We start from the raw sequence: 18487 nt of genomic DNA, 5'->3' as shown, positions 1-18487 counted from the left end.
TTCTTACGAGCTGTCGTGCCGGTGGTGAGCCCTCGTCTGATGGCGGGGCAGGGAGGTGCCGGTAACGTTTGTGTCCGCGGCATAGCCCTTCGCACCCTGCCACTGCGCCTCCGCGAACGCGGCGCGGCTGATGGACGGGTCGGTATGTGTGCCGCGGCGGTGCCGGTCGCGCCAGGCGACGTAACCGACGACCGCGCCAACCGCGGCGGCAAAACCGGCCAGAAAGATCAAGATCGTCATAACCTCACCTACATCGTGTGGGTTCCAATACTTACGGTGCGCCGAGTGCGCCCCCGGTGGCCAGTGATCAGGACCGTCAGCGCGCCGGTCAGCAGCAGCGCCGCACCGATGAGGGCGAGGGATCCGGTGCCGGCGCCGGTCACCGGCAGGCCGCCCGCGGATCCACCGCCGTCACCTCCCAACACGCGCACCTTCAGTGGCGCGGTGTCGTTGTCCGGGTCCGGGTCCGCCCGTCCCGGTCCCCCCGGGAAGTTGCTGGTCGCGAGCCGGCCCTCGGCACCGGGCACCCGGCGGTCGATCCGGAAGGTGATCTCGAACCAGATGGTCTCCCCCGCCGGATGCACCGAGCCGTCTACGCAGACGTACTCGGCCGCGCCGGGTGCGAAGTCCCGGTCGGGTGGGTTGGGGCGGGTCGCCATGCAGAAGGACCGCGAGGCCACGGCGGTGACGCCGGGCGGCGTCGTGACCTGGAGGAAGACCGCCGGCTCGTCCTGCGGGTGACTGAAGTCGATGGACGTCGGCCCGTTGTTGTGGGTGCCGAGCCGCATCGTGACACGCTGCCCGACCCGGCCGGTGATCGTGGCCGGCACGGCCGCCACATCGGCTTCGTTCCGGCCGGTGACCTCAACGCTCACAACGCCCCAGTTGTTTTCCGGGCTGGTGTCGGTCTGGTTGGCGGCTTGTCGGTCGGTTCCCTCGATCAGCCTGAGCGTGCGGCCGGACCCGCGGGTGAACACCTGGCCGCTGGCTTCCCACATCTCGCGCTGGTGTGCCCAGTCCAGCGGGGTGTACCAGCCGACCGAAGCCTCCCCAGTGCCAGGCGCGGCGTCAGCGGCGATACGCATCGCCGGTGCCGGGCTGATCTGGAACGTGGCTCCAGGCGGGACCGCCGTGTCGAACCGGCAGGCGGCCCACTCGGCCCGCCCGTAGTGCGAGAGCGAGTAGTCGCAGTTGCCGTACCGCTCGGTGAAATGCAGCCGGTACGGGCGCTGGAAAAACGCCACCACGCCGTCGGCGGCGACCGGGCCGGCGTTGCGGACCCGTATCGGCGTAGTGACGTCGTCGCCGGCCGCGCCCGTGAGGTTGACCCGACCGGTGGCATCGGCCAGATCGATGGTGCTTGCCACGCGTACGGTCATCGTGCCCGTCGCGGGTTCCAGCCCAGCAATGGTGAGCCTGATCGGTATCCGGCCGCTGTCGCCCTCCCGCGCCTGCGGCGCCGGGGCGAAGTCGAATGCCAGCCCGCCCAGAAAGAGCGCGTTCCAGACGCAGGTGAGCGTGGTGCCGCTGGGCTCGCAAGTCCAGCCATCGCTGACGTTGGTCACGGTGACAACCCCGGCCAGATCAGCCAGATCCAACGTGAGTCGCACCTCAGATCCCGGCAACGGCTCCGGATAGCCGGCCGGGACGCCGACCCAGATCCCATGCCGCTTGGCGTCGAAGCCGACAGGCACGATCAGATTGGTGAAACCAAGCTGGGCCTTCTCCTTGACCGCCGCGCCCGCCGCGCCGGGCGCACCAGCTACGGCCACGAGCAACGCCACCATACTGACGAAGAACCGTCTGCTCAGCACCTCGGTCACCTCCGATCAGCAACGGACGTGACCGAGGTCTTGAGCCACACAGATATAGAACACTATCCACCCCGCTCGATCCCTGCGGAAGGGACCGAGCAGACCAACCAGGATGAATGATCGGGTCACCGGGCATACGCGGCACGCGCTGCGATCGACGGCCCCGGGCCGATGATGGCGGGGCGCAGGGCTGCCGGTTGGCGGGCACGTTGGGGCGTGCCCGCCAATCCGCTACTGGCGGTCAGAGGCCCGTCTCCGCGGCAAACTCGGCCACACCTGTCACTTTGTCCACCCTAATTGGCACATTCCCCGCCATCGCCTGTCGCCAGTCATTGCGCTCGACGTACGCCTTCCCGTCGTATGGGAAGATCCACTTTGCGCCGTCGTCGCGAACTGCGCCCTCCACGATGACTACCTCGAAATCAAAACGCTCTCGCACATTTTCGTCGAGAAACTGCTCGGCAACCCGGCGAGCGTCATGAATTGAGATCATCAGTCGCGGCCCTTCTGCGTGAACGTGATGTAGAACGACGTGTAACCGTCGTTGGTATTCGCACGACCCCCGGCCTGTCCGTCCAGGAACCGGATGACGCCTCCCTGATTCACCACGTTGAACGCGTGCCCAGGACCCGCTTTCCGCACGCCAACGATGATCGCCCGCGAGCCGGCGCCGTACTCCTCCATTCTGTCCACTATTTCGTTCAGGTTACGTTTATGAAATGGGCGCTTTGAGTAGTCGGTGATTTCGCTTATTGGGAATGGCCCGCCCCCCGGCGCTCCGTAGGTTAGCTTCCCGGCAAGCAACTTGTCCGTTTCGATGGCGCATCTAACACAGTTCATCATACCGCCCGTCGGATTGATATCCCGAAGTGATTTAGCGGGGTCTTCGCTGTCCTCGAGATACTCGACCAGTTGTTCGGCGACTACCTCCCCGACGGTGCCCCAGGCGGGGTTGCGGCCACCGGGCTTGGGCGCCTTGACGGGGACCTTCGGGGCTTTGGCGCGCGGGGAGGTGCGATGCGGTTGGTTCGCGACAGGCATCGGCCGGACGGGCGGGTAGGCGCGAGCGTGTTTCTGCGCTGCCTTTTCGTTTTGGAACGACCGGTAGTGCGGGCCCCATGTCTGCCTCTGTTGCTGCTGCTTGACCTCGGGCGACTTGCGGTTGCTGGCGCAGTTTTGGCAGGTGTGCTTGGTGCAGACGCCGTCCGGGCAACTGCCGGCCAGACCGGTCGGGTCGCTCATCACGACTGGCGTGTTGGCGGCGTAGGCGTACCCGTTGAGCTGCTGCGGATCGTGCGCGATCAGCAGCGGATCGACCGACACGAACCGGCCGAGGTCGGGCGAGTACTCGCGAGCGCCCAGGTGGGTCAGCCCGGTGGAGTCGTCCCGGGTACCTCCGATGAATCCCTTCTCCCCGGGGAAGGCCGCCTGGGGACCGCGCGGGGCGCCGAACGGATCGAAGAACCGCTTGCTCGCCTGAAGTGTCTCCGCGTCGAGCGCGATCTGCGCCGTGCCCTGGTGGTCGGCGGCGAGCCAGGTTAGCCTGCCGCTCGCGCGTACCGCGACCGTCTGGCCGCCGTGGGTGTAGTAGCGGGTCGCCTCGCGGGCCCCAGACTGCTTGTCCAGCCGAATTTCTTGTCCCGCGAGGTAGAGCGTCACGCCGTCGGGGCTTTCGCGTATCAGCCGCTCGCCATTGGCCGCGTAGACGAAGGTCGTCTCCTCGCCGTCCTTGACCGCCTTGGCCAGGTGTCCCTCCGCGTCCCACTCCAGCGTCGTCCCGGCCAGGGTCTTGGTGTTGCCTGTGGCGTCGTACTCGAAGGCGACGGTCTGCGCGCCTGCCGCGGACGGCGTGGTCAGGGACGCCAGCCGGTGCCCGGTGCCGGTGTAGTTGTACCGGGTCAGGGTGCCGTCCTTGGTGCCCGTCGTCCGGTTGCCGGCCGCGTCGTAGGTGAACGACTGCCGGTACGATGCCGGGCCGCCGAGTGCATCGGTCGGCGTACCGCACGACGCCGCCGGTGTCCACGCGTCGGTCAGCCGGCGCTGCACGTCGTAGCGGAAGCATTGCCGGTCAACGGCTCCGTCCGGCAATGCGGTCGCGATCGACGTGACGTTTCCGGCCGGGTCGTAGGCGAACCTCGCGTCGGACTGCTTGGGTGAGGGCACCTCGGCGTCGACGACGACCCGCTCCAGCCGGCGCGTGCCCAGTTCCCGGTAGGTCGTCAACCACGAGCGTTTCCCGTTTTCGCCCTCCGCCGGGGGCTGTCCCAGATGGAGGCGGGCGCTTTCGCCGTACCGCGTGTACTCGTTGTCAAAGACGTAGTTGGCGGGCTTTCCGGGGAATCCGCCATAGGTCTTGAGTGGACGGCCGGAGTCGTCGTAGGTGTGCGTGACGATCTCCTGCTTGATACCCCACGGCTGGGCCTGGTCGCCGATCGCCGGGTAGCTCTCGGAGGCGAGGCTCCCGTCAGGGTTGAAGGTGAACGTGTTGAGGTACGTTCCGGCGAGGGTCTCCTCGTTCTCCGGGATGGTCGTCTTCGCCCGGGTCGCCTGCCCTAGCAGCGAGTAGCCGAGGATCTCGGTGACGTACGCCTGACCGCCGTGGTGGCGGATCGACGTGGCCGGCAGGCCGAGGCCGTTGACCGAGGTGTCGAAGGTGAACTCCGCCAGCGTATCGCTGCCTTGCTTGACGCTGGTCCTGCGCCCCAGCTTGTCGTAGTCGTAGGTAAGCGTGATCCCGCGGGCGTCGGTGATGCTCGTCATCTGCCCGGCGGCGTCGAAGGTCGCCGTCGACTCGCCCTTGTCCAGGTCGTTGCTCTCGACGCGATTGCCGAGCAGGTCGTACCCGAATGTCCAGGAGTTGCGGGCCGGGTCGGTGACGGAAGCCAACAGCCCGGCCTTGGAGTAGCCGTACTTGGTGGATTCGCCCGCTTGGATCTTCTCGATGGTCTGCCCTCGGGCGTTCACGACGGTGGTGGCCGGCGGTGCGCCGTCGGGCGGCGTGACCGTCACTCTGTCACCGCCGTAGCTGGTGGTGGTGCGCGTCTTGACGGTGTCGTGCACCCGCAGTTCCACGGACACCACGCGGTTCGCCCCGTCATAGGCGTTGACACTCAAGCTGGGGACCTTGTTGTCCAGTGCCCGCCACAGGTCCTTGTCGATGGTGGCGTCGTCGTAGTACGGGTTGGTGGTCTTAAAGGCGCGCCCGTGGGTGTCGTAGTGGGTGTCGACGATCAGTCGGCCCCCACCAGCCGCGGGTGCCTGGGTTTGCCGCTCCCGTAGCAGCCCGTCGTAGAGCGTGTGCTCGGTGACGTGGTTGCCCCGCGGCCCGACCTTGCTGGTGGTGACGACCGTGGTCTTGTCGTTGTGGATCTCATACGTGAACTTGTAGCTGCCCTCGGGGTTGTCCGCCCGCGGCCGGTTGGGCAGCCACACCTGCGCGGTCCGCCCGAGCGCGTCATACGCCGTCTCGGTCTGGCGATGCACGCCCCTGGCCAGATCGGCGGATTCGACCATCTTGACGGGCAGCCCCCACGCCGGTTCCAGCGTGGTCGTGTCACTGTGCCCCAGCGGATTGGTGACGGTGACGGCGGTAACTGGGCCGCCGGTCGCGGGTTCGTAGGCGGTCGTCGTCTTGCGCCCGAGCGCGTCGCTCGACGTGGTGACCCGGCCGTAGTCGTCGTAGGTGGTCATGGACATGGTCTGGTAGACCGGATCGGCGGCCGGCCGGGACTTGGCCGACTTGACGTGTGTCGGGTCGCCTTTGGACGGTGCCTGGCCGAAATCCGCCCCGTCATAGGCGGTCTGGGTGTCCGACAGCGCGTCGCGCGGGAAGACCGGGGTGGCGTCGCAGTTGACCGAGACGGTCACGTTACGGGCGGGGCGGTCAAGAATCCAGTCGCCGGTGTTGCGGACGTAGCTGACCGTGGCGCACCGGTCGTCTCCGGAGTCGTCCACGTCACCGAGGTCGTCGGTCTCGGTGAGGATTCCCCTGTCGTCGTAGGAGAAGGTCACCTTGGTCTCGCGCCACTTGTCGTCGCGGAGGTGGGTGAGGGTGCGTACCTCGCCGTCGCGCAGGATGTAGGCGCTTATCTTGCCGCGGCTGGCGGTGGGGCCTTGCCAGGCGGGTTTGGTGAGTGTCTTGCTGACGACGGTGTCGCTCACCCCGAGGTGGGTCGCGTTGTAGTACTCGAATCCGGACAGCCATTCGTGGTCCGGCCGGCCGTCGACGGTGACGGTGCGGGTTGCCCCGCCAGGGAGGGTGTCGCCGTGCATGCCCCGGTGGTAGCGGTGTTCCACCATCGTCACCGGGCCGCTTGCGTCGTCTTCGCGGCCGGTCAGCACCCGCACCCGGGCGAAACCCCGGTAGTCGCTCCAGGTGCGCTTGTCGTCCTCGGTGAACTCACTGTTGTCGTAGTGCCACATCGCACCGTCGTCGTGGTGGTAGACGTATCGGGTGCTGGTCGGCACGGTGTTGCCCAGGCGGTCGAGCTCGTCCACCGCCTCGACCACGTACTTGTGGAACCAGTCGGTGCGCTCCTTGCTGTACTGCGGCTTCCACTTCACCGGATAGCACAGCTTCGTGTTCTCGTGCTTGACGATCGAGCCGACGTTGCCGGGTGTGCAGTCAGGCGTGCGGTACTTGATGTCGACGACGCCACCGGATTCGGTGACGATTCCCGTTATCCGGTACCGGTTCAGCGGTGCGAAGACGTCCGGCAGGTGCACGCGGTTCGCCATCCTGGTGCCTTCGAAGACGACCTTCGGCAGCGTGGTGTCGCTACCCACGTGCCCCGCTCGGGTGATCGATCGCAGCCACAGTGCGGCCTTCTGGCCATCGCCCGGGTTGGGGAACTCGTGCTCCAGCGTCCACGAGTCCACCCGCCGGTACTGCCCGTCCGTGAGCACACTGGTGCTCACCTTCGACAGCCGCTTGGTGATCCAGAAGGTGGGCGCGATGCTCTCCGGATCCGCCTCGGAACGGCTGTCCGGCCAGTTCTCCTTCCGGGCCACAGTGCACTCACTGTCACGCACGCACCGGTCGGCGGTCTCGAAGTCGACCCGGGCGATGGTGCGCCCGGCTCCGTCTGCCGGCCCGTACTCGGCGGTGCGCAGCGCGCCGCCGCGCACGTAGTCCGCCCGGGCCTCGCCCTCGTTGCGGCGGTAGGTGTCGCTCTCCGCCGTGTACCCGTACCGGATCTGGTTGCCGTGCGTGTCCACGACCTTGTCCAGGTTCCACCGCCACGGCCGGACGCAGTGCGACGTGGCGAAGGTGCCGGTGTTGCAGGGCTCGCCCGTGTCGTCGCCGAACACCGGGACCGTCCACTTCGACCCGGCGTCGGCACGCGAGCCGAAGAAGTACTGCGTCCCGTCGACCGTCGTGATCTTCCAGGAATCGTCGGGCAGGTGCTCGATCCGGGCACCGTTGTCCGACTCCAGCCGCCAGAAACCGCCGGCGTCCTTGACCATATGGCCGCTGCCGCCCGGGAACGCGGCGTACGCGTTCTCGGTGCGCCAGCACAGATCACCCTTCGTGGGATGTCCATCGGTGGAACAACCGCCGTAGGTCCGCTCGATGAACCCGACGGACAGATCCCAGCCGTCGCCAGCCCACGACGCCTGGTTGTTGGTCGCGCTGGTGCGGCCGTCCACCGCCGACGACGAGTAGCTCAGGGCCAGTTCCGGCTCCAGCCCGCCCGGCACGGGCGGCACCCGCAACGGATAGGACCAGGTGAAGTCACCCGTCTGCGGTGACACCTTCCACGACGCGCTCGGTGACAGCGGGCTCGCCGCCGTTGTCCCCGTGCCCTCCCTGGGCTGGGCTCCCGCCTCCTGGTTGCCGGTCAGGGCGAGCAGGCTGGCCTGATCGGGTGCGCGGCTGCCCATGGTCTGCTTCGTCACCGGTACCGGATCGGTCTTCTCGATCGCGGTGGACGGCCCGGCGGCGGTCGAGACCTCCGGCCGCGTGACGCTGATCAGTGTCACTGTCATCAGGACGGTGAGCCCAGCCGCGAGGCGGTGGCGATAATTGCTCATGAGCTGAACTCCGCGGTCGTCGTTGGCGGGTTGGCGAGGATGTATCCGAGGTCGCCGTCGAAGGCGTATCCTTCGCAGCTGCCCGTGATCGAGGTGAAGCGTTGGTCCGCGAAGACGCAGCGCTTGAGCAACTTGGTTTCCGTTCCAGCTGGCGGTTGGGCGTAGACCGTGCCGAGCGTGCCGATGACGGTTTTGCCCTCGCAGCCAGCGTCGGTGGAGACGAACTGGTCGATGCCCTGCACGCAGCTGTAGAGGAATCTCGTGCCTGCGGGCTGGGTCAGGCCGAGGAAGCCCTGGACGCCTTCGGAGTAGTACGCGAGCGGCGCCCCGTCGATCGTCGTGTAGTGGTCTGGTCCGGAGGGGAAGTAGTGCCGTGTGAGAGCTCCGTAGGCGAGCGTGTAGCCCAGGGTCGCCTGCCGGCTGCCGCCCTCGCAGTCCTCCTGCCGCGACTCGAACCGGTCCGCCCCGGACAGGCAGCGGTAGACCGGAACCGTCTCCAGGTTCACCGGCCGCACCGTGTAGACCAGCCCGACCTCACCGACGCGCCTAGCACCCTCGCAGCCCGGATCGATCGACGCGTAACCGTCCGTCCCAGACACGCACTCGTAGAGCATCGTCGTGTTCGGGCCCGGCGCGGCGGGCCGCCCGAGCACGGTCTGGAAGTGGTAACCCTCACGCGGTTTACCGCCCGTGCTCGCGGCGTACCGGTCTCCCGCGAGGTTGACGTACCGGCCGATCTGACCGGCCTGCGGCAGCGGCCAGCTGGTCCGCTCGGCCAGCTTCGCGTCGCTGATCTCCCACTCGTCGATGTGAATCTCATCGATGGCGCCGTGGAAGAACCCGTGCGGGCGGTTGTTCTCCTTGGCCCTGCCCAGGGCGAGCTTGCCGGAGGCACGCCAGAGGATCACGTCCTCGCGCACTCCGACCAGCTGCCCGTCGACGTAGATACGCAACTGCCGCGCGGGATAGTCGAACACGCCCTGCACGTGCGTCCACCGGTCGAGGGTCGGCGGCAGCAGCGAGTGCGCGTACACCATCGGCGCGCCATCGGAATCGGACGTCGCCTGGCCGAACACCCAGCGCTTGAGGCCGGGCCGGTACTGCAGCACCCATCCGCTCTGCCGCTCGCCGTCCTGGCTGGCGATGGTCGAGACCTTGTCGTCGCGTGACAGCTTGGCCCAGGCCGAGATGCTGAAGCTGTCCATCTCGGCGTCGACCAGCGTCCCCACCGAGGTCACAGCCGACCCGGTGCCGTCCAGGTACATGGCCCGGCCGGAGATTCCCGGCCCGTAGGTCACACCACCGGACGGGACGGCGTCATGCTTACGCCAGTTGTAGTCGCGAGCCGAGTCCTCGTCGAACCGGTAGAAACCGAACTCGGCCACCGGCATGCTGTCGTGCACCAGACGCACCTCGCCGCCTGACAGCTTACGGCTGAAGACCCGCACGTCGTCGATCGCCCGCGGGAAGTAGCCGGCGTTCGCACCCTTCCAACGCCCCCGACCGATCGACAGCGGCCCGTCCGACGGCTGGACCCTCACACCGGTCTTGGCCGCCGACAGCACACCATTGACATACAGGCGCAACTGCTTGTGGCCAGCGTCATATGTAACCGCCAGATGCATCCAATCATATGGCCGTGCGGTCTCCGTGGACAGCAGCACCGTCCTCGCTGGACTGTCGGCATCGGACTCCGGCACCACCACGGCCCACTTCTTCGAAGCGGCGTCGAACCGCACCTCGAACACACTGACCCGGTTGCCGTCCTGGCCCAACACGGTGCGGTCGCCCCCGCTGTCACTGGTCAGGTACACCCACGCCGACGCCGAGAAGCTCTGCTCGGTTTCCAGCACCGGGCCGGCCGTCTCGGCAAAGCCGGAAGCGCCATCGAACAGGGGCGCGGCACTTTCACGGCCACCGGTCCACGTCATACCGCCCTTGAGCGTCGCGGTCAGGCCGCGGCCGCTGGAATCCGCGGCGCTCGTGCCGGAACCCTCGTCGAACTTCCAATGGCCCGCCGCCGCCGGCAGTTTCGCCGGGCTGTCCTCGGCCGGGTAGGCGTTGTACAGGTCGGCCAGCCGCTCGTTGTCCAGAGCACCGGTGTAGATACGCACGTCGTCGACGTCGCCGTCCCACGTGCGGCCCATGACCACACCACCGACCGAATTCCAGGCCGTGTTGAGCGTGCCCTCGTCGTGACGGACCGCGTCGACGTGCAGCACCACCGCCTTCGTGGCCGGGTCGTACACGCCCGCCAGGTGGACCCAGGTGCCGACCTCCTCCAGCCGGGTGGCCAGCGACGCCTTCGTCACCCTGCCATCGGCCTCCGGCATCTCGAAATACCACGCGCCCCACTGGAACTGGTCATCGTCCTTGACGTGGCCCAGGCTCATCTTGCCCGCGACGCCCACCGCCTCGCTCTTGCACACGCACCGGTCGGAACCGAGCCTCACCCACGCCGTGACCGTGAACGCCTTGTCGGTACGCACATCGACACCCGGCGTCGTAACTGCGTCACCCGACCCGTCGAACCGCACGGCGTTACCCACCCGGCCAACCGTGAACCCGGCATCACCCGACAACGCGCCACCACGGTCACCGACCGAATCGGAGGCGTTACGCCCGCTCGGCTCGTCCAACCTCCACTGGTGTGCGAGGGAAAGATCCCGCCCCGCCATCACCGCAACCTCATCGGCGAACAACGGTCGCGACCACACTGACACGTCGTCCACCGCGCCGATCACCGACCGTCCGATGTGGAACTCGCCAGCCGGGTGGTCCGACCCCGTCACACCGTCGCGTGACGCGGCCAGCACACCGTTGACGTACAACTCGACGCGACCGCTGACGGCGTTGAAGGTACCGGCGAGATGGGTCCACGCCCCCACCTGTACCGGGGGTCCGACCACCTGCTCGCGCAGGCCGAACGCCCACTTCTTCTCCGCAGTGGCCAGCAATTGGAACGAACTGCCGGACGCCGCGTCCTGCGAGAGCACCAGCTGCGTCGCACCGGTCGTGTCCACCCGCGCCCACGCGGCCACCGAGAAGCTACGGTCCGACGTGACGGCGTGGTCGGTGCTCACATAGTTCGAACCGTTGAGCTGCAACGCCCAATCGTTGGGCTCAGGCAGCGTCGACTGCCCGCCCGTGTAGCCCACCGGGTGATCGGTATCGCGACCACCGAGCCGGCTCGGCACGGCGCTCAGGTCGCCGTCGAACGCCCACCGTCCGGCCGCGACCGCGTCGCGGCTCACCAGACCCTGCAACTCCTCCACTGCGAGCGCCCGGCCGTAAGCGCGAAGCTCGTCGACCGTACCGCTCCACGGGTTGACCGGGTTCCCGTTCCAGCGGCCGCCACCCACCCGCAACGCACCGGTGGCCTGGAACCCTTCGGTCCGGGGCGCCGTACCCATCAGGTAGCCGTCGACATAGATGCGGATCTGCTGAGCCGGTGCGTCGTAGACCGCCGCCACGTGTGCGGTCTGGCCCACCTTGGCCGACCTCGCTCCGCTGTGGACGATCGCGTCCGTTGGGCGGGTGGCCGCGTCCGCCGAGGGGAGGTGGAACTCCCACCGGCCGCCGTCCTGGTTGCGATAGCCCAGGAAGAATCCGCTGTAGGCGGCACCGTCCTGCGAAACCGCTGTCCGGGCCTCGCCCGCCGGGGCATCGGCATCCACCGTGAGCCACGCGGCGACCGCGAAGCTCTGATCCGTGCGGATCACCGGCGCGCCCATCGACACGTGGCCCGTCTCGCCGAGCTTGACCGCACCGTTGACCTGGCCCGTGACGAACTTGGCGTCGCCGCCCAGGACACCGGCCGCCCCGCCAGGCACCGCGTTGACCGCCGTCCCGCTACTCGGCTCGTCGTCGAAGTTCCAGTACCCGAGCTGGACATTGTCGTGGCTGACCTGCGCCCGCACTTCGGCTGCCGAGATCGGCCGGTCATAGATCTTGACCTCATCGAGAGGGCCCGGGAAGAAGCCCTGGTTGACGCCGTTCGCCCGAAGGTGTCCGATGCGGACCGCCCCTACCCCGTGCCAGCGCGGGACCCGGTCGGCCTCGCCCATCAGCACCCCGTTGACGTACAGGCGCATCTTGCCCTCGTACTTGTCGTAGACGCCGGCGAGGTGGGTCCACTCCCCCGGTGTCGGCGGCGCGGTCGAGCGGACGAAGTCGTGGCCGGCCGCCAGGTCCGTTTCGCTCCGCGCCGCCACGAAGACCCAGCGCCGGTGCTGCCCCTCGTACTGGAGGCAGAAACCGCATGTCGCATCGCTACTCTGGCTCACCACCGTCCCCAGGGGACCGTCCAGGTGGTCGATCTTCGCCCAGGCGGTGACCGAGAAGCTGGCGTCCGCGCGCACTGCCGGATTCGCCGTCAGGTGGCCGTTCTCGCCGTTGAAGGTCATGCTCTGGCCGACCGCTCCCGGCGCGTAGGTGACTCCGCCGTGCAGCGTGGCGTTCCGCCAGCCGAGAAACGCTGTGTCGTCGGCGTTGCCCTCAAACGACCACTGCGCCAGCGGGCCGTTCCCGCCACGCACATAGATCCGATGCGTGGTGATCGGGCCCTCGTGTCCTGCCTTGTCCACACTGCGCACGTACAAGTCCCGCGGACCGTCACCGGGCGGGGTCAGCTTCACGGTCGTTTCGCCCCCGAGCCGGTTCGCCACCGCCTTCGTGCTGGGCGGATAGGTCCAGCTCCACAGGAAGTGATTGACGTCATCGACACCGTTGGACCTGAACGTGAAGTCGCCCGGCACCCCGGCACCACCGTGCCAACGGTCGTCGTCCGGATAGGTCGGGCTGGATACCAGCGGCGCGGTCGCCACGCCGACCCGATCGACGACCCACCGGCCCGGACCGAGCACCCATGGGCCGTCACCACCGGCATGGCCGTCACGGGCCCGCACGAACCAGACCATCTCCTGACCATGCCGGTCCTTCTGATCGAGGCTCTGGCTATGCCAGTTGCCCGAACCGAGCCGGATGTCGGGGCGCAGCGGGGTCCTCAGGAACGTGTCACTGCCCGCGGGCATGCCGTACACATCCCAGTCGGCGTACAGCTGATCCCCGTCGGGGTCGTGCAGGTACGCCTGCATGGTCAGGGAAGCGGCGCTCGAGTACGCCTTGCCCGCACAGTTCTCACACGCCTGCGGCACACCCTCCACGAGGCGGGGCTGGTTGGGTTCGGCCGGAGTGGCGTTCCACCGCACCCACAGCCGCGCCGACTCGGCGTTGTACCGGCGCCACGCGTACTTGTCGCCCTCGTTCTCGGCGACCAGCGAGTAGGTCGTGCGGTCACCCCGGGTGATGGCGTTATTCGGGGCGAACGTCACCTTGTGCGCCCCGCAACCCGGCACCGACGAGGCACCCAGCTTCTCCCCGTTGGGGCTCCCCACCGTGCCACCTGAGGGCTGGTTGTTCCAGTCCGTGCCCTCCTCGATATGCCACGTGTTGGACTTGTACAGCACATGGTTCCGGGGCTGGTCGCAGTCCGGCCCGGCGTTCGTGGTCGCCTCGAACCGAGTGTCGAGAACCGTCCGATTCGCCAAAAAGCTCGTATCGAACATCCAATACGTGCGCGCCGTCCCGATGCCGCTGCAGCCGTTCCAGTCGCAGTTGCCGACCTTCGCCTCATTGCCGTCGACTTTGGTGCCATCCCAGTTCGTCGCCGTCCGCTTGCCCGAGAAGACCTTCGTCCAGTGGTGCCGGGCCGCCGTGTGCTCGCTGGGATCGATAACCAGCGGAAAGCGGGTCGTCGGACCCTTCAGGAGCTTCACATCCGGTACCAGGACAAGGCTTGTCTTCCCGGCGAGCACCTTCACCGGCGCGACGGTCGACGCCTCACCCGGGGAGTCCACATCGGATACCGCGTTGTCCCACATCACGGCCGCCGGCCCGGTCATCACGACGGTGCCCGCCTGGTCGCGAACCTCCGTGCCACCCGACTTGGTCACCGTCAGAGCGAGCCCTCGCGTGGCGAGCCCGAAACTGATCCTCTTCAGCGCCGGATTCTTCGCCGCCTCAGCCGTGCGAACCACCAGATGCTTGACGTAACCGGTGCCATCGGCACGCAGCCTCAAATCGACGCCCGGCAGCACATCCCGATACGTTGCCACCGATCCAGCGAGCTCAGGCACCGGCAGCTCACCCGGCCAGCTCAGCGCCACCGACCCACCGGCGACACCCAACCGCACCAGCGGCTGCCTGCCACCACCCGAGAACGCCACATCGATCGCCGCCGTACGAGGACCCACCGAACCGTCCCCGCGACGCACCAGCCCAGGATCGATATCCACCCACCGGCCACCACGCAGCACGCGCACCGGCCGGACCGCCAGCTCGGCACTCATCGTGCCGTCAGCGTGCGCCTTCACCAACCGCATCTCGTCGGTCAGCCCGTTGACGACGACATCGGTCCCCTGCCGCCGCGCCGCCGCCAGCGCCTCGGCACCCCCGCGCGCCTCACCGATCACGGGCAGCGTTGGGCTCTCCACTGTAGATGGCGCGATTCCCGGCACCGCAGATGCTGCCAGAAGCGAGACCACCAAGGCCGTTGTCCGCCAAGCCCTGCCCACTGGAGGTCTGCCCGCTCGCCGCCTGTGTCCCGGCGCGACAGCCGCCAGCAGGGCCGCGGCCGCCGCAGTCACCCACCCCACGACCAACACCGCACCAGCACGGCAGACTCCCCGCACACGGACCACTTCCGCCCCCGATCAATTTCCAGCCGCTGGGACCAACGCAGACGGCAGCACCGCTGCGGCCAGATGCGCCGAAGCGGGTAGTGGCAACGAGACAACTAATTTGAGGCCATTCCAGGCACCAGCCGGTCATGCTGCCAGGGAGCCCTGTCGCCGCACTTACGCGCCGCTGTCGCCGAATGCGGTGGACCGCGCCATCCGGAATCAGGTCATCGAAGTCCGCTGCTGACCGCGCCGTACTGTGGCCTGGATCACTGCCGGCCATGGGGTGGCGCGGCGTCTCGTCCGTGGTTGGTGGGCACACCGAAGGGAGATGTTATGAAGATCTTCATCGCCGGAGCGGCCGGCGCGATCGGTAGTCACCTAGTTCCCCACCTCGTGGCAGGTGGCCACGAGGTCGTCGGAACGACCCGCCGGTAGCCACCTGCTCAGGCGGCCAGCGCGCGGGGTTTGGTGCCCGCTGCCGCGCACGCGAGTGCCCACCGCATCCGCGCCGCGGCGGCCTCGGGATGCTCCCCGTACTCGGCCGCCATGACCGCGGCGCACCCCGCCGCGCCCCCTCGCGCCAGAAGGGTCGTGCGTACGGCCTGGGCCACCTGGGCGTTGGTCGGCCGGTCGGACGGCTGAAGGTCGCTGGCGAAGAGGGCCTCGGCCCGCGTGCTCTCGGTCATTGTGCTCACCGCCTCACAGAGGTTTCCTGCTGCTACGGATTAGGGATTTACTAGGTTCAACGCCTGGGCACAGCGGTAGCTTCCCTGGCGGAAAGGGCAGGCCCAGGAATTGCGACGAGGTGGTCGAACTGGTCATCGCCTATCAGGACGGTCACCCCTATGGTCAGGTGGACACCCCGTCGCTGCTGTCGAGCAGGTAGCCGCGCCCCCAGACGGTACGAATCACCAGTCCCAGCGGCTTGATCCGGCGGCGCAACCGCAGGATTTGGAGATCGAGATTCTTCCGGCCGCGTTCGGCGTCGGCCGGCCAACCCACCGCCGCCAGGTCGTCGCGCGTGACCACCTCCGCGTACGACGCGGTGAGCTGGCGCATCAGGCACGCCTCGATCGGCGACAGCGGCAGTGAGCGATCGGACATCCGCAACATGTTCTGTCGGGTGACGATCGGCCGGCCAGCCAGCCGCGCACGCGCCAAGAGGGTCCGCGCCCGCGCCCGGGCATCCTCTTTGTCCATGGGCAGCCGGATCCAGTCTTCAAGGGCGTCGATGCACGTCGGGGCGGCCGTGCGCCCCTCCACGATGAGCAACCGCGGCACGCCCCTGATCCGGCAGTCTTCACGGCGGTCAGCCTCCGCCGGCCACCGCACGATCGTCACATCCAACCTGTCGAAAGGCATGGCGCTCCCCTCGCTACCTGGATGTCGCCCAAATCCGGTCCACCGGACGACGGCCCTGCCTAGATCCTGACCGCATCCCGACCCTGGCGGAACCCTTGACCACGGTCGCGAACATGCATTGGCGTGAATTCGTCACGGGATTGGCCGGAGCCGGCATGAATTGCCAGCTAGCCGGGAATGGACACGACCGACAAGATACGTTTTCCAGCCAGGGGGCTGAATGGCCGGAACAAAGCGCGCCACAAGCGCAAAAAGGTTGGCGGTAGCGATCTACAAACAGGTCTACCGCCACGGTTCTGCCAGTCCCGACGCCGCCGTCAGGGCGCTTGGACTCACGCCGGAGGAGGCGGATGCCGGCATCTCCGAACTGGCCCGGCTGGGTCTTATCTCGCGGAGTAGCGGCGGTCTCGTGGCACCCTTGCCGCCGGAGACCGCGATCGCCCAAGTGCTGGAGCGGGAACGGACGCTGCTCAGCGAGTACCGCCTCGGCATGGCGGAGACCAGAGACGTGCTCGACCGCATCGTCGAACAGTTTCTGCCGATCAGTCCCGAGGCTCGCCGGATCGTCGATTTCAAGATCATTCCCGATCCGCGCGCGGTGGCCAGCTTCCTCGACAGCATGATCAGGACGGCGCGCCGGGAGCTGATGTCCTTGCATCCAGGCCCGTTGCGGTCCGAGCGGCCACTGGTGGAGGCCCTGTCCCGGGGACACCAACTGGCCGAACGGGACCTGCGGCTGCGGGCCGTCTACTCGCAGCGGCTCGCCTCCGCCCCGCGCGTCCTCGCCTACCTGGACGACCTGATGGAGCGTGGCTACGAACTCCGGGCGGCGCCCTCGGTGCCGATCCGGATGGTCATCTGCGACGGCCAGCGGGCGGTCGTCCCGCTGGATCCGCGGAACAGCCACGCTGGCTCGGTGGTCATCGAGGGCGAACTGTTCGTGCGAGCCCTGGTGAGCATATTCGAACATTGCTGGCAGGACTCCCTGCGGTTCGAGGCGTCGCCGGAGCGGGAGCCGCCGGACCTGACCAAGCAGGAGCGCTCGGTGCTGGAGATGCTGGCGGTCGGCACGAAGGACGCCAAGATCGCTCGAAACCTCGGCGTCTCGCTGCGCACGGTCAGCCGGATCGTCAACGGCCTGATGCACCGCCTCGGCGCGGACAGTCGCTTCCAGGCCGGCGTTCGCGCGAAACAGATCGGCTGGGTGGACTGAGCCGGCCCGGGTGTCCGTGGCGGTCACGCGGCCTGCTCCGCCGGGTCGGCGTCCTCCGGACCCGACCGTCCCGCGGCCGTCGCCGGCCGGATCGGGCGCCGCCTGCCACGGATCGGCGTGACCACGCCGGCTCCCGCCTCGGCGACTCCAGCGCCGTGGAACGCCTCCAGGTCGCGGCGTACCCGCCAGGTCGGATACACCAGCAGCAGGATCGGACCCGCCATCATCGTCGTGATCACAGCCATCAGCACCATAAGCGAGTACAGCTCCGGGCTGAGAATGCCGACCTGCAGGCCCACGGTGAGCACGACGATCTCAGTCAGTCCTCGCGTGTTCATCAGCGTGGCGAGCACCACGGATCCCCGGGGCGGCAAACCGCTGAGCCGCGCCGGAAGGTACGCGCCGACGAACTTGCCGGACACGGCGACCAGCAAGATCAAAGCCAGGTCGACCACCTGGTTCGGGCCCACTGTGGACAGGTTTACGTTGAGCCCTGCGACCACGAAGAACACGGGCAGCAGCAGCGTCTCGCTCATCCAGCCCAGCCGGTCGAGTGTCTCGCGGTGCAGGTTCTCGGTGCCCTCCCGCGGCATCACCACGCCAAACAGGAACGCGCCGAAGATGAAGTGGGCACCGACCCACTCGGCGCTCGCGCACGACAGCAGCAGCCCGATCAGCATGGCGGCGAACGCCCTTGGGGTCAGCGCAGCGCCAGGCCTGGCCAGCACACGCCGCAGCAGCGGCCGGACCACCAGGAACATCACCGCCACGTACGGCGCCGCTAACACCAGCCGGTACGGCTCTCCCCCGGCGGCGCCGGCCAGCGTGATCACACCGGCGAGCAGCGTCCACGCCAGCACGTCACCCACGGCCGCGCTGATCAACGCGAGGCCACCGACCGGGGTGCGTTGCATTCCCCGGTCGGTCAGGATCCGGGCCATCACGGGGAGCGCGGTGATGGCCATCGCGACGCCGACGAACAGCACGAACGGCGGCACCCTCGCGACGTCGTGTCTGTCGGCGAGCCAGAACGCCAGCAGCACGCCGCCGGCCAGCGGCAACGCCACCGAGCAGGTGGCGACGCCGACGGCGGTGCGGCCGGAGCGGCGCAGCATCCGCTTGTCGATTTCATACCCGACGATGAACATGAAAAGGACCAGTCCGACCTTGGCGAGCGAGTCCAGGGCGAGCCGGATCTCGGCCGGAAACATCGCCCCGGTGATGGCGGTGCCGAAAAGTGTGGGCCCCATCAACACGCCGGCCATGATCTCGCCAACGACCGGCGGCTGCCCTAAACGCTTGGCGATCGCGCTGAGCAGACGTGCCGCGCCGATGATGACGGCCAGGTCCAGGAGCAGCAGCGCGGCACTGTCATCCATCAG

At 68.0% G+C, this 18487-nt stretch carries 10 protein-coding genes; 2 read left to right on the top strand and 8 right to left on the bottom strand.

All coding sequences use genetic code 11. The features are described from left to right. Nucleotides 1–3: 3 nt before the first annotated feature. From V6V89_RS06520 to V6V89_RS06500, 5 genes are all read right to left on the bottom strand, one after another. On the bottom strand, nt 4–240 hold the full coding sequence (locus V6V89_RS06520; protein ID WP_334618042.1) for a hypothetical protein: 237 nt from the start codon (nt 238–240) through the stop codon (nt 4–6). 8 nt (nt 241–248) lie between these two features. After that, nucleotides 249–1814, bottom strand: a complete 1566-nt coding sequence (locus V6V89_RS06515; RefSeq protein WP_334618041.1) for a hypothetical protein — start codon at nt 1812–1814, stop codon at nt 249–251. A gap of 241 nt (nt 1815–2055) precedes the next feature. Beyond that, complete coding sequence (locus V6V89_RS06510; protein WP_334618040.1) at nt 2056–2307, bottom strand: YrhB domain-containing protein; 252 nt, start codon at nt 2305–2307, stop codon at nt 2056–2058. Further along, nucleotides 2307–7847 carry an RHS repeat-associated core domain-containing protein gene (locus tag V6V89_RS06505; protein ID WP_334618039.1) on the bottom strand — a complete coding sequence of 1847 codons (5541 nt, stop codon included), beginning with the start codon at nt 7845–7847 and terminating at the stop codon, nt 2307–2309. The genes V6V89_RS06510 and V6V89_RS06505 overlap by 1 nt, the downstream gene beginning before the upstream one ends. Then, nucleotides 7844–14341 carry a LamG domain-containing protein gene (locus V6V89_RS06500; RefSeq protein WP_334618038.1) on the bottom strand — a complete coding sequence of 2166 codons (6498 nt, stop codon included), beginning with the start codon at nt 14339–14341 and terminating at the stop codon, nt 7844–7846. Before V6V89_RS06500 ends, V6V89_RS06505 begins: the two co-directional genes overlap by 4 nt. A gap of 522 nt (nt 14342–14863) precedes the next feature. On the opposite strand from V6V89_RS06500, the gene V6V89_RS41615 reads away from it, so the two are divergent. Beyond that, nucleotides 14864–14965, top strand: a complete 102-nt coding sequence (locus V6V89_RS41615) for an NAD-dependent epimerase/dehydratase family protein (RefSeq protein WP_442935080.1) — start codon at nt 14864–14866, stop codon at nt 14963–14965. Between the two features lie 8 nt (nt 14966–14973). Here the strand turns inward: V6V89_RS41615 and V6V89_RS06495 are convergent, their stop codons facing one another. After that, complete coding sequence (locus V6V89_RS06495) at nt 14974–15216, bottom strand: hypothetical protein (RefSeq protein ID WP_334618037.1); 243 nt, start codon at nt 15214–15216, stop codon at nt 14974–14976. Nucleotides 15217–15379: 163 nt separating this feature from the next. Next, a complete protein-coding gene (locus V6V89_RS06490) occupies nt 15380–15892 on the bottom strand; it encodes a helix-turn-helix domain-containing protein (protein WP_334618036.1) in 513 nt (170 codons plus the stop codon). Nucleotides 15893–16301: 409 nt separating this feature from the next. On the opposite strand from V6V89_RS06490, the gene V6V89_RS06485 reads away from it, so the two are divergent. Continuing rightward, nucleotides 16302–17105 carry a helix-turn-helix transcriptional regulator gene (locus tag V6V89_RS06485; RefSeq protein ID WP_334618034.1) on the top strand — a complete coding sequence of 268 codons (804 nt, stop codon included), beginning with the start codon at nt 16302–16304 and terminating at the stop codon, nt 17103–17105. Between the two features lie 23 nt (nt 17106–17128). On the opposite strand, the gene V6V89_RS06480 is transcribed toward V6V89_RS06485, so the two are convergent. Then, complete coding sequence (locus tag V6V89_RS06480; protein WP_334618033.1) at nt 17129–18484, bottom strand: cation:proton antiporter; 1356 nt, start codon at nt 18482–18484, stop codon at nt 17129–17131. Between the last annotated feature and the right edge of the window lie 3 nt (nt 18485–18487).

Source organism: Micromonospora sp. CPCC 206061 (assembly GCF_036906915.1).
GTDB lineage: Bacteria > Actinomycetota > Actinomycetes > Mycobacteriales > Micromonosporaceae > Phytohabitans.
The sequence above is the reverse complement of the archived record's forward strand: the minus strand, read 5'-3'. Positions and strand labels throughout refer to the sequence as shown.

Coding starts and splice junctions, on each gene's coding strand:
- V6V89_RS41615 (WP_442935080.1), top strand. CDS start 14,864: ATGAAGATCTTCATCGCCGGAGCGGCCGGCGCGATCGGTAGTCACCTA.
- V6V89_RS06505 (WP_334618039.1), bottom strand. CDS start 7,847: ATGAGCAATTATCGCCACCGCCTCGCGGCTGGGCTCACCGTCCTGATG.
- V6V89_RS06520 (WP_334618042.1), bottom strand. CDS start 240: ATGACGATCTTGATCTTTCTGGCCGGTTTTGCCGCCGCGGTTGGCGCG.
- V6V89_RS06510 (WP_334618040.1), bottom strand. CDS start 2,307: ATGATCTCAATTCATGACGCTCGCCGGGTTGCCGAGCAGTTTCTCGAC.
- V6V89_RS06495 (WP_334618037.1), bottom strand. CDS start 15,216: ATGACCGAGAGCACGCGGGCCGAGGCCCTCTTCGCCAGCGACCTTCAG.
- V6V89_RS06480 (WP_334618033.1), bottom strand. CDS start 18,484: ATGGATGACAGTGCCGCGCTGCTGCTCCTGGACCTGGCCGTCATCATC.
- V6V89_RS06490 (WP_334618036.1), bottom strand. CDS start 15,892: ATGCCTTTCGACAGGTTGGATGTGACGATCGTGCGGTGGCCGGCGGAG.